Origin of the sequence: Cytobacillus sp. FSL W7-1323, assembly GCF_038595015.1 — a bacterium.
In the GTDB taxonomy this organism is placed as follows: Bacteria; Bacillota; Bacilli; order Bacillales; family Cytobacillaceae; genus Cytobacillus; species Cytobacillus kochii.
In genome coordinates, this window is sequence record NZ_CP151998.1 from 697,538 (window position 1) to 710,284 (window position 12,747).

Below are 12,747 nucleotides of genomic sequence, written 5' to 3' on the forward strand. Positions count from 1 at the left end.
AATAAATTACAAATGTTTCTTTTTTTAGTATAAGCTCTCCATATTCTCTTATCAATGGGTGATAATTTTACCATTATCGTGTTTTCACTATCTTACTTTAAACAACACAAACTGAAGAGTTCTATCTATTGAGAAGAATTTACCATTGACTATAGTAAAATAAAGTTATGGATTTAAGGGAATAATAATAAATTTCCTCTTTCACGCATAAATAAAAGGAATGTGCAGAAACTCCTATTAACATTCAAAAAAGGAGTGTACTGTAAAAATGGAAAATTGCGGTGTTTATTTCTTTAGGGAGAAAAAGGGTGGATTAATTAAAATTGGGCGTTCAGTAAATTGGAAAGCAAGGTTACAAGTACTTGATAGTTCCTCCCCTTATGAAGTATCTGAGTTACACACTATTAAGACGAGAAACTACTTAGCTACTGAAAGAGTATTTCAACGGATGTTTAATCAGTACAATGTAAGAAAGGAGTGGTTTGATCTACCTGAATATTGTATTCAATGGATTCGTTCGGGGAATTATGATCGACAGATTATGTCTATAATCAACGATGTTGATTTTAAACTTCATGAAAGGCAAGGTTTTCGAATTTAGATTGCAGACCAGTAGACGAAAATGCTGTAGAGTATAACTATTCCTTTTTCGGTAGATGATGACATTATATCTTTCCGGAAAAGGAGTTTTTTTGTGCTGGAGAAGAAGCGTAGAGATTATATAGTGAAAAAATATAAAGGGGATTATTCTAGTTCTGATTTTATTCCTTGGATTAAGCAAGTATGTGTAAATAGATTTGGTACATTAGAAATTAGGAAAGTAAATATATATTTTGTTGATTGGTGCGCATATATTGACAATATCATTGAATCACTCCCTTATGGAGGTGATACTATCTTAAAATATTGGTTGATGAGGAATAAGCTATCGTCAGAATTCTCAATCGTAGGAAGTAATAATAACAGGGACAAATACATCATACAATCCTTTAAAAAATATACTGGAACATTTCCCGTTAATTGTGAAACTCTCGTTTTTACTGAGCCTAAAGTTGTTGACTGGGGTGTAATTAGCTTAAATAATTTGGCCTTATCCTTTATTTCACATAAAAACTATATAACTGGAGAGTACGTTAAGTATGAGTATAGTTACGATACTATGGTAGCTAAAGCAAAATATGAAGTTAGACGGTTAGTAAACAACTCTAAAGAAAAGTACAAAGAGAACTCTTTTGGAGCAAATAATATATTGTCTAATGTGAAGGAAATTGGTCTTTATACTTCAGTAAGTATTGTTCAAGAGTGTAAGGGGGGGATTATCTTGTGAATATACTTATAAATTTATGAGTGAGTAAGGAAGGGAGTGATTTGAGTTTAGCTCTGCATTAAAGATGAAGACAAACAAAAGCCTGTGGTGGTGAGCGTTCCAAAGGAACCTCTAAAGAACATTCTGTCGAGACTGTAAAACTTAAAACTAATAAGAAGCCTTTTTAACCAAAAAGTTCAAAAGGGAGTCATGAGAAGTATAGTCGCATAGAAAGAATCTCAGAGATGTTTGAGTGGGTTAAAGAAAGTTGTATATTGAATACAAATATCGAGCTTGCAGATTCCTGCAGAGCATAAGAAGTACATATTCTTGTTCACCATTATTCTGAAGACCTTTAATTAAGTATAATTCCTCTCCTTAATCTTATTAATAAAAAAGTTATAAAGTAATACAGTTGCTTACCTCAAAATATAGACATATGATTATGTTCTTAAAAGAAGAGAGAGTGAACAAAAATTAGTGAACAACAAAAAACAAAAATCGTAGAATTAATAAATCAAATATGGTCTAGAAATCCTTCTATGAGGTTCTTTCAGTTATTAGACTGGATAAAACATGAATACTCCATGAAAAACAACGGATTTGGAAGAAGAGAGGGCCATGAAATAGTAAGGATCATAGATAAGCAGCCTTTTGTCTTTATAGATTTATTTTTCCTTGAAGATAAAGAGTTTGAGCATTTTCTTACAGATCTTTTAAAGGAAATGGAAGAGTAATTGATTAATTTAAGACGATATTATATTTGAAATTAGCCGCAAAGTATTTAATTCTTTGTGGTTTTTTTATTTGCTTTTGTAAACATGTTGTATCGTTTCACGATTACTTATATGAATATTCTTCTTTGCAACAGCATAGCATGCTTTACTTCATAAGCATGTTGATAATTATCAATGTGTTGAGGAGTCATATAAATTAGTTTGGGACGGGAAAACTTGTACACTAACAATCCTTGGTACTAAAGGTATTCCGCACTCCCGAAAACGTATTAAAGGAGAGGGTTTAATTGATACATTCATTCGAAATGCTGTTGCACGTAAACTATTATGATATAAAGCATCTGTTCTCTTATTATGAGATCAATCTTACAAGGTACAAATACTTTGAGGCTGCTGTTAAAAAATTAACTGCTAAAATGAAAGAGCAGGATAAGACGTATGTTGTCACCTGGGTTAGCTACAAAGGAAATGATGACTGGAATATTCATTTAAAGGTGGATGTTATGAAAATGTTAAAAAGAGAGGAAATAAATGAAGAGGATTATCATCTAATAGAATCGAATGTTCGAAAATTTCTTGTTCAACTTTTTGGAAGCTCCGAATATTTTGATTCACATATACTTACAAGAATTGATTACAGAAAGGATGTGAAGCTGTTAGATAGAAAGGAAAGGGAGTTGTTATTTCATTTGTTCGAGAAATACACTAAAAAATATAGATATAAAGAAAAGGTTAAATGGGGCAAGGATGAAAATGGAACCCCTTTTAAATATGAAACATCGCAGTACCACAAAAATAAGAGCATAGAGTTGATTGTCTACAGTAAAGAGGATGAACGACTTGAGAAAGGGGAAGAAATTCAGAAGTACGACAAAGATATTGTAAGGTATGAATTAAGATTAAAAAACAAACATCTTAACAGTATGAAAAGAGAGGATAAAGGTTGTGGCCAACCGAAAAGATTAGAAACATATTTTTCAGTTCGATTGTGGAAGGAATATATGGGGAAGCATGTTCTTCCCATTGTTCACAAAGGAGACTACTATAAAATTTTTGTCGCTGAGAAAAAGATAGAGGAAAGTCACTTTTCCAAAAGGAACAAAAAAAGCCTCCGATCATTTCTAGTAATGATCTCCAAAGGTAGTATTGATACTCCCAAAAAACATATGTCTAAACCTACTTACAGAAAATATCTTCGTGATCTAGAAAGCATTGGAGTTAATCCAATCCTCATCCCCAAAAACCGTAGTGATTTCCCCGATTATATGAAAAACCCTTTCATCTCTAATCGATATGATAATAAAGCGTTCGTTTCATAACTATATAGGCTTTAAGAAAACAAAAGACGAGAGTTATTGAAACTCTCGTCAATTTTCTGGCTTATAACGCTGTATAGCATCTAATAAAGCTTGTGCAACTATATCTTGCATTTTTAGATGTGGATAATGCTCATCGCAAAAATTGCTAAACTCCTCGTATACTTCGGTATTCATTCTGATGCTTTTATTAGTATACTTTGATGCTTTACTGTAGATGCGTTTATCTAAGAAAAGAATTCCGTTCTCCTCTAAATGTTGTAACAGTCTTTTTAAAGTTCTTTGGTGTTTCTTGATATAAGCAATATCATCACTGTCATTCTCTGAAGGATTTTTTGTTCGTTCTTTTTCTGAACGAACAAATGGGTAGTACTGTTTGTCTCCTTGGTGATATAAATAGTCTCCCTCTCGCATTAGTTTGCTGAATGTACTTAAAGAAATACCGATGAGTTTGCTAATCTCTTTTAAATCGTGATTTTGTAAGAGTTTGTTTACTTCAATAATTCTTTGGTATGAAGGCATTGTAGTGAAGTTTTCTTTGTTCATAAGTGCATCACCTTTCTATTTGTAAGATAAAGTATTATAGATATTATTGAGAATTTTATTCCGTAGCCAAAAAATATTAATTGAAGAAGTTATTACAAAAAATGTAACTTAAAGTATAATTGATCTAAGTATTATTTAATCTCCATACTTTCTTCTCAGGAAACTAAATTCTAAACTACAAAGAATGTCTATGCTTTTTATCTTTACTAGAGAAAAGGTAGATCTTATTATAAACAGAAAGCTGCTTCTATTTTAGTTAGAAGGAGGAGTATTATGAAAAAAAAGATTAAAACTATAAAACCGGATGACTATGCAAGCTATGGACCAATAGAATTTGCTGCCTTTGGAAATGAAGTTATTATGAGAAATAATATGACAGATGAGATGCGCATAGAATATATAAATCGCCTAGTAAAAGAATATCCAGATGTTAAAAATAAAATAAATAAACTTGTTTATGAGATTCGAGATTTAGTGTCAGATTGTAACCCATTATTATTATTGCATCAAAGTTATGGTAATAATTATATGGCAATGTTAGGTAAGACATCTGAAGTGAATTACGGGTTTGATGAAATTATCGCTTTACGAATGTTGGACTATATACAAAGTGTTATTGCTTCAACGGAGCCGAAAAAAGTGGATGAGATGAACAAGGACATCACAGAAGTATGGGGAAAAGTCTACAAGAAAGTCAGCGAACTATATTCTAATTTAACCTATTATCATATAGTGCATTCAGCATTTTTAGAGAGTACCAATCCAGAATATAATCCGGAATATGACTTCTTTTATGTTCAAGCACAAGATGTGAGAACTACGGTAAGAGGTAAGAGGTATCCAGTTCATGATATTATTCATCATCTCGAATTATTATCTCCTCATGACGAAGTTTTTATTGAACTCTTTGGAATAAATACAAACGAGTTTCTTTTAGGCTTGGAAAAATTACAAGTATCCTTGATGCGTGGAATGAGTGATACCGTTCGTGATATTAGATTTATTATGGATAAAACTCTTCCGGTATTAGGAGAAAGTGTTGAGAATACATCTGAAGACCCCCAAGAAAAAATGGATAAAATATTAGCGGAAATGGGATTAAAGGATCTTAGCGAGTCCCTTAAAGGACGCTTTATGGGACATGATCTATTTGATGTGGAAAAAGTAACGAACCTCCCTAAAGCCTTATTAAAACACCTGTCTTGGGAGGTTGGTGAGGATAATAGTTTTTATTCAGAAGGAGACTTTGCAGGCTGGCCCTTAAGAAGAACGCCAATAGAAGAGCGTCCTTTTATAAGTATAGAAGGCAGTATCTATTGCTTCGATTATTATAGTCTTTTTGATAATTTATATCGAGTGATACAAAGGTTGTTATTTAGATTAAAACCAGAGTATAAAAAAGAATGGAATGAAAAACAAAAGATAATATCTGAGCAAATACCTTTTGATTTATTTAATAGATTATTACCAAATTCAGATATATATAAATCTATTTATTATCAAAGTAAGACTGGTAATAACGGAAAAAACCAATGGTGTGAATGTGATGGTATACTAATTTTTGATGACCAATTACTCGTTGTGGAAGTAAAGGGTGGATCATTTAGTTATACTCATCCTACTACTGATTTCGAAGCATTCATTAAATCTTTAGAGAATTTAGCAAAGAAACCTCATGAACAAGCTAGTAGATTAATAGAAACACTTAAAAATGAGGGAAGAGTTGTTGTTTGTGATGAGGAACATAATCCTATAAAGGAATTAAACTTCTCAGACTATAGGCAAATAACTTTATGTAGTGTTACTATAGATAATTTTAATGAGTTTGCTGCAAGGATAGATAAACTCACACCTCTTGGAATTGATCTTGGAGAGTTTCCATCTTGGAGTATATCGCTTGATGAGTTGAGAGTTTATGCTGACTACTTTGAATCGCCGAGTATATTCCTTCATTTCTTGGAACAACGAGTAAAAGCATCGCAATCTCCTGATTTAGAAGTGTTTGATGAACTCGATCATTTAGGGCTATATATTAAACATAATTTCTATACCAAAACAGCCGAGTCAAAAAAAGGTAGCTTTAAAGTTTGGCATGGTTATAGGGAAGAGTTGGATAACTACTTTGCTTCACTTATGTTTGAAGAAATGGAAAGTGTAGAAAAACCACAACAAGATGTGCCGAGAAAGATACAAGAAATAATATATGAACTAGATATACATCGAAGAAGTGGCTTCACTGGAGTTGTTAGTGACTTACTTAATCTAAAAGCTGATATACGCAAAGAGATTGAAGAAAAAATGGAGATATTGTTTAAAAAACAAGTAGAAACAAAAAGAATTATGCCATTAAGTATTCATGGAGAGTCTAAAATAACGTTTATATGTAATAAAGATGGAGTTACCAAGTTTGAGCAAAGTGAAGCAAGAGATTACGTACTAGCAACGATGTTAAAACCAGATGAAGAAAATAGATTAGCTTTGTATTTAAATTATAATCGCCAAAGTAAATTAGTTAATGTTGAATTTGAATATCTAAGTAAAGATGATATACCACCAGAAAGAGCATCAGAATTTATCGAATTAGCCGATAAATATGCGGAAACACGTTTATTATCATATAAAAAACAATATGGAGTAAAAAAGATTGGTAGAAATGATACATGCCCTTGTGGAAGTGGCAAGAAATACAAAAGATGTTGCGGTGCTTAGAGATAGGGAAGTGAGGTAGTGATTTTACATTCTTTGTCAAAATAACAAGATGAAACCATTTGATACTTTGGACTTCTTGAAAGTTTCGTCTCCCTGAAACAAATAATAATCTCGAAACGAAGAAATCCGTATGGTTAGAATAGGCTTCACTATAGTGAAGCCTATTTTTTATTAGCAATATATTCATACTTCTAAAGGAACTTGATCCAAATTGCTATTAACAGAGTGCATTGGATCTAAATTAGGTGCTATTTTTACACACTCTTTTTTGTATGTTTCGATTATAGTGTTCATATTATCAAAAACTGGTCTGAATCTATCAAAGTTAATATTGGTATATTCAGCTTCAATATGCCTTGAGAAAATTTCTTTGCCATAATATTTTGAGTGATCATAATCATCTTTTTTTGTGAATGTTTTTCCTTCGATTATTTGTGCAAGAACATCATCATCAAATAAGTCTTCTATATCACATTCGGCTTTTCCATCAACTAGAGGTACGGTTAGGAGATATAGATTATCTACGATATTAACTAAATAATCATTGCTTAACTTGGATTTCTTTTTTGTTTCAAGCTTTGTATGATTAAGAAAGTTACCTATAGGTTTTTTACCCTCGCTTTTAATCTCATTGTCGAACATTAGAATGACAGGATTACTTGGAGAAGTATTGCTTATGGCTTTTAAAAGATGCATATAATTAGGAGCAGAATTTTTCTTTATGTCGTAAAAATTATAAATATGATTTAATGCGCTGCCGCCATCTTGGTTAATCTTAAGGAAGTATGCTAATCTCTTTGTTTTTTTTAGAAACGATATTTTAAACTCAAATATACCATTACTATTCTTAGTGATTAAATTAGGATAATCGAGATAAAGATTTTTTAATGCTGATTTTATATACGTAATATCAGTTTTACCTTCTGTTACAATTAATGGTCTGGGATTAGCGAAAAAGTATTTATAAAAGAGGAACTTTTGATATTGCTTTTCCCTCGAACTTAAATAATGAAAATTATGTTTCTCTCCATCTAGTTTATTATTATACCAAGTTAGTTGATTTATAAACGCAAATCTACCTTCTAATTGATTGAGGCTGCCGGGTTCACCATTAATTTCAAATTTTCCATGTTTATAAAGTTGATGAGCCATTGACCTGGTATCTTTATAGTAGGTTCTATTTACATTTATTTTCTTATTAACCACAAGTCCAGTCACCACTTGTCTAGAATCCTTAAACTGTAGTCTTCTTTTTTTCTCATTTATACTAAATCCAGCTTTTGTTATCTCTTTCGATATTTCTTCATAGAATTCTGTTTGTAGATTTAAGAAGTTCTTATCGTTAGTTGAAAAAGTTAAGTCATCTGCGTAACGTGTATAATATACCTTATATTTCTTGGCAATACTCAATATTCTATTATCAAGTATCTCACTGATTAAGTTTGAGATGATTGGTGAACTTGGTGATCCTTGGGGCAGTTTTCCCTCATAACAAGATATTTGTGCGATGATAGTAGCTACTTCAATAGGAAGTAAGAAATTTTTATTTTTTGAAAAAAAACCTCTCACACGGCCAAAATGAAAACTTTCAAAGTAGTTTTCTAAATCAATATTTAATACAAACCTTTTATTTCGATGAACTTTTGCGTTAGTTATAATGCTCTTATTTTCTTCAAAAGCATGAGAGATTTTGTTTAGTTTCCTCTGGTTCTTCCTATTGTGCTGATTCAGAGCAAATACAAGTTTTCTTTGAATGTCTTTAATCTCATCATTCGGAGCATTAATCTTTCGGCTTCCCCCGTTTTTCTTAGGTATTTCAAACGAAGTATAATAGTTATTAATGCCTTTTATGTACAATATATAACTGAGTTGTTTTTTGGGAATGTTCAGAAAATTAGCGAGTTCATTTCGTGTTTTTATATCATTAAATTCCATTTTAAAACTCCTTCTATAAATGACGTGTGGCTACTCATTAGGCAGTAACAATTAACATCGGCAAATATATTCCTTCAATGCTAATAGTGAGTATCGGAGAAGCGAATGCCCCTTCCATTTTCGTCAACACTTGCGAAACACAAGCAAAAAATCTAGCCACACGCATACAAAATTATACACTATCTTCTTACTAAATTGAATACGCTACAACAAGAATCTTCTATCAAATAACATTCCTATTGTAATTTGTGTAAGGTTACAATATCAATTAGCTAAACGCTTACCGCACCCCTATTATTGTTCAATAGATAAAAAGACAACTAGATGCAAGGATATATATGTGAATAAGATTACAGATCTTATAAACAATAATTAACCTTTTATCTTCGAAATGAACATATTGTAGATGGGGGGCTAATATAAGAAAAACGCAGCTGTGACCTCCATCTATTATTTTATCTAAGCGTTTTTAAAGGGAGAAAAAAATTAGAGAACGTAATAATTACTTATTATATTCTTGAAAACTATTAATACATTTTAATCAATCATCTTTATCTCCATATAATTCCATTGGAACCAGAAAATTTCTGTTATAATTAAAGTAAAACTATTCAGAAGGTGTAATAAATGTCCAATTCTGTTAGTAGTGATTTATTTGAGATAGAAGAACCCAAGTACAATAAAAATATATCTAACAAACAACTATTAATGGGTAATTATGTGCCGCCGATTGATAGACTTAAAGTAATATCTGAAGATGAATTTGAAGAATTAGTCGAAGAGTGGATATATGGGTACCTAATGCAGAAGTATGAAAAGGTACAAAAAATAAACAAAGTTATTAGACTGGCTGGTTCAGGTGATAAAGGAAGAGACGTCGTCGCATATAGGGAATATTCCAAGGATGGGAAAGAAGTTTGGGATAACTATCAATGTAAGCATTATAAAGATACCCTAGCGCCATCTGATGTCTGGGTTGAATTTGGTAAGATTTGTTATTATACATATAAAGGTGATTATAGTGTTCCGCAGAACTATTATTTTGTATCGCCACACGGAGTTGGCACTAAACTCTCGGACTTATTAATGAAACCAGAGGATTTAAAAAAGGGTCTAATAGAAAATTGGGATAAGCATTGTCTCAAAAAAATTTCAAAAGATGAAATAAAGTTGACAGGTGAATTTAAATCGTATGTAGAACTGTTCGATTTTTCTATATTTGACTCAATAAATCCAGGAGAATTAATAAATCAACATCAACAAACAATCTATTTTCCATTCAGATTTGGGGGAGGATTAACGAGAAAGCCTGAACGTTTAAGTAAACCTGTAGAAATAAAAGATGGTGAGCAACTTTATATTAAAAAACTTTACGAGGCTTATTCTGAACATAAGAATGAAGAAATTTTAGGATTTTCTCAGTTGAAAAAGTTCAAATTTCTATTTCAACATTTTCAACGTCAAAGAACATACTTTTATCAAGCTGAGTCATTAAGAATTTTCGAAAGAGACTTAATGCCTGAAGGATTAAATGCTTTTGAAGAACTAAAAGATGAAGTTTACCATGGCGTAATTGACACAATTTATAATGAGTATAATGATGGATTTGAAAGGATAAAAGCTACAACTAATAAAGCTTCTTCCTTAGTTCTAGGCTCTAGTAATCTTTTGATAGAATTTGTGGATGTTAAAGATAAAATGGGTATATGTCATCATCTAGCTAATGAAATAAGGAAAAATCCCGATGAGGAGGAAGTGACGTGGGTGATGAATGATGAACAGTGAAGAGTTCTATTCAACAAGAGATTTAAATGTGTATAATACACCACTGGAAGTAGGGTTAAGGGTACTTACAATACTAAATGAATTAAAACATGAGGCGATAGATATAAATAGGTTGATAATCTATGATTATTTTGTGCTTCATGGTAACGATTTTGATGTAAGAATTGAAAGTTTACATCCACCCACTCCACATAGATCGGGAGAAATAATTATTAAAAGAAAGGTTATTCAGGATGGTATAAATTTAATGTATTCTAGGGAACTACTCGATACTAGATATACAGAAGAAGGTATTTATTATAAAGCGAATGAATTAACTCCAGCTTTTCTAAATTACTTTGATTCGCTATATTATACAGAGATTAGTAAGAATACTAAATTAGTAATAAGAAAGTTTAATAGTTATTCCGATGGTGATCTTGATTCCTATGTTAATGATAGATTGACCAAATGGGGTAGTGAATTCACAAAAGAATCTTTAATTAGGGGGTGGTCCAGTGAGTGATAATGGATTCTATATTAAAAGGATTTCTGTTGTTGGTGACAACGTTGAGGAGGCAACTATAAATCTTGAAAAAGGATTGAACATTATATCTGGCCCATCTGATACAGGTAAATCCTACATTTTTGAATCTATAAATTATATGTTAGGTTCATCCAAAGAACCTAAGAAAATAGTAGAAGCAAAAGGATATAATGCTGTACTAATGGAGATAGAGCCATACGATGGTGGCAAGTACACTATAAGACGGTGTTTTGGCAAAGAAGATGTTGAAGTTTATGATGCAAGTTTTGAACTAATAGGGAAACAAAAAGCTGATACACTCAAATTAAAGCATGATAAGGAAAGAGAGAATAATATCTCAGTTTTTTATTTGAAAAAATCGGGATATAAACACCCTGCTTATGTAATCAAAAACAAAAAAGGGGAAACACGTACCCTAAGTTTTAGAGATATGCCATTATACGTTGCCATAAGCGAAGACAAAGTTATTAAGGCGCATTCACCAATCTTATCGGGTCAGTATACGAAATCTACAGTAGAAAAGTCAATCTTTCAATATATTGTATCAGGCATTGATCATGAAAGTACAAATAATCATAGTCAAAACGAGGTTTCAGCAACTAAGTTAGAAGGACAGAAAGAGTTACTAGATAAATTAATTCTAAAAGAAGAAATGAAGCTTGAGGGCATTAATTTTGAAGAACTATTTTCGCAAAAACAATTAGCAGATACAATGAATGAGATTCAACTGGAGTTTGAATACTTAAATGACGAAATTGAAAACCAAACTAAAAGTAGGAGAATATTGTGGAATAGGTTGGAAGAAGATAAGTCGAAAAGTATTGCTGACAAGGAACTGATTAAAAGGTTTAAATTACTAAAGGAATATTATGACACTGATTTAAAAAGGTTGAGCTTTGTTCTCGAGGGTAATCATTACTTCTCCCAATTAAATACTGCTTTATGTCCTTATTGTAACCAACCATTAAATGATGAGAGCTCAGGACATAGTTGTGAATTAAACCAAAATCTTGATAATTTGGCCATTTCAATTGAAGTTGAAATAGGTAAAATAAAAAGGAAATTATATGACTTGGAATCAACTATTGAGCATTCTGAGGCTGATTATAGTAAATTACACCGCAATATAGAAAAGAATCAAGAAGAATACAATGAAATAAACGACAAGATAGAGACAATCTTGCAGCCAAAGCAATACGAAATAAAAAAAATACTTGACTCTTATATTAATGAGAAAGAATTATATATAAAACATAATGCAATAAATAATAAGATAAAGGATCTAAATATTGAAAGAGATTCAATTAGTAATCAATTAAGTAATCATAAAACAAAAACAATAAGTAAGGATAAGGGAAATGATGAAAACATAGCAAATTCTATCAATAATTTTTGTGAATATTTCTCTAAAACTTTAAAAAATTGGAAGTTCTCCAAGACGCCAAGAGTTCACTTTGAAAATGGAGAATTCTATATTAATTCAAAGTCTACTAAGGATTATGGAAAGGGATATAGGGCAATTATATATAGTGGGTTTGCCATATCCTTAATGAAATATTGTAGAGATAAGAGAATTCCTCATCCAGGATTCGTTGTTCTAGATTCACCTTTAACTACATATAAGAGTAAGAAGTCAAATGAAGAAATAACTGAAGATATTCAGGCAGCATTTTTTGAAAACGTTGCATCACTAGGCGGTAATATGCAGATTATTATTCTTGATAATAAAGAGCCTAGTGATGAATTGAAGAAAAAAACTAATTTTGAGGAATTTACTAGAGATGAGAACCATGGTAGGTACGGATTTTTCCCAAATAATAATCTAGAAAATAAGAAATAAGGAGCTTTAGAACATACCGCTCCTTTGTTCCTACAAGAATGCTGTCA

General features: G+C 31.4%; 9 protein-coding genes. 7 read left to right on the forward strand and 2 right to left on the reverse strand.

All coding sequences use genetic code 11. The annotated features are described in order from the left end of the window. The first annotated feature begins 268 nt into the window (after positions 1–268). The 3 genes from MKX67_RS03685 (at position 269) to MKX67_RS03695 (ending at position 3,362) form a co-directional block, all read left to right on the forward strand. Positions 269–601, forward strand: coding sequence for a GIY-YIG nuclease family protein (locus MKX67_RS03685; protein WP_342488859.1), 333 nt, complete (start codon positions 269–271; stop codon positions 599–601). A 93-nt stretch (positions 602–694) separates the two neighbouring features. After that, on the forward strand, positions 695–1,327 hold the full coding sequence (locus MKX67_RS03690) for a hypothetical protein (protein WP_342488860.1): 633 nt from the start codon (positions 695–697) through the stop codon (positions 1,325–1,327). Between the two features lie 1,027 nt (positions 1,328–2,354). Then, entirely contained in the window at positions 2,355–3,362 is a 1,008-nt protein-coding gene (locus MKX67_RS03695; RefSeq protein ID WP_342488861.1) for a hypothetical protein, read from the forward strand. Positions 3,363–3,410: 48 nt separating this feature from the next. Here the strand turns inward: MKX67_RS03695 and MKX67_RS03700 are convergent, their stop codons facing one another. Next, positions 3,411–3,905, reverse strand: coding sequence for a hypothetical protein (locus MKX67_RS03700; protein WP_342488862.1), 495 nt, complete (start codon positions 3,903–3,905; stop codon positions 3,411–3,413). Between the two features lie 273 nt (positions 3,906–4,178). On the opposite strand from MKX67_RS03700, the gene MKX67_RS03705 reads away from it, so the two are divergent. Next, positions 4,179–6,614 (forward strand): SEC-C metal-binding domain-containing protein, encoded by a 2,436-nt coding sequence (locus tag MKX67_RS03705; protein WP_342488863.1) that lies wholly within the window; start codon positions 4,179–4,181, stop codon positions 6,612–6,614. Positions 6,615–6,797: 183 nt separating this feature from the next. On the opposite strand, the gene MKX67_RS03710 is transcribed toward MKX67_RS03705, so the two are convergent. Further along, positions 6,798–8,549 (reverse strand): retron Ec67 family RNA-directed DNA polymerase/endonuclease, encoded by a 1,752-nt coding sequence (locus MKX67_RS03710; protein ID WP_342488864.1) that lies wholly within the window; start codon positions 8,547–8,549, stop codon positions 6,798–6,800. Positions 8,550–9,176: 627 nt separating this feature from the next. Between MKX67_RS03710 and MKX67_RS03715 the strand changes: the two genes are divergently transcribed. From MKX67_RS03715 to MKX67_RS03725, 3 genes are read left to right on the forward strand one after another with little or no spacing between them, the layout of a single operon-like run. Continuing rightward, entirely contained in the window at positions 9,177–10,334 is a 1,158-nt protein-coding gene (locus MKX67_RS03715; protein ID WP_342488865.1) for an ABC-three component system protein, read from the forward strand. Continuing rightward, positions 10,324–10,839, forward strand: coding sequence for an ABC-three component system middle component 2 (locus tag MKX67_RS03720; RefSeq protein WP_342488866.1), 516 nt, complete (start codon positions 10,324–10,326; stop codon positions 10,837–10,839). Before MKX67_RS03715 ends, MKX67_RS03720 begins: the two co-directional genes overlap by 11 nt. Beyond that, entirely contained in the window at positions 10,832–12,700 is a 1,869-nt protein-coding gene (locus MKX67_RS03725) for a hypothetical protein (protein WP_342488867.1), read from the forward strand. Before MKX67_RS03720 ends, MKX67_RS03725 begins: the two co-directional genes overlap by 8 nt. Positions 12,701–12,747: the final 47 nt, after the last annotated feature.

Excerpts from the sequence above, each read along its gene's own strand:
- MKX67_RS03685 (WP_342488859.1), top strand. The coding sequence starts at position 269 with ATGGAAAATTGCGGTGTTTATTTCTTTAGGGAGAAAAAGGGTGGATTA.
- MKX67_RS03700 (WP_342488862.1), bottom strand. The coding sequence starts at position 3,905 with ATGAACAAAGAAAACTTCACTACAATGCCTTCATACCAAAGAATTATT.
- MKX67_RS03705 (WP_342488863.1), top strand. The coding sequence starts at position 4,179 with ATGAAAAAAAAGATTAAAACTATAAAACCGGATGACTATGCAAGCTAT.
- MKX67_RS03710 (WP_342488864.1), bottom strand. The coding sequence starts at position 8,549 with ATGGAATTTAATGATATAAAAACACGAAATGAACTCGCTAATTTTCTG.
- MKX67_RS03715 (WP_342488865.1), top strand. The coding sequence starts at position 9,177 with ATGTCCAATTCTGTTAGTAGTGATTTATTTGAGATAGAAGAACCCAAG.
- MKX67_RS03720 (WP_342488866.1), top strand. The coding sequence starts at position 10,324 with ATGAACAGTGAAGAGTTCTATTCAACAAGAGATTTAAATGTGTATAAT.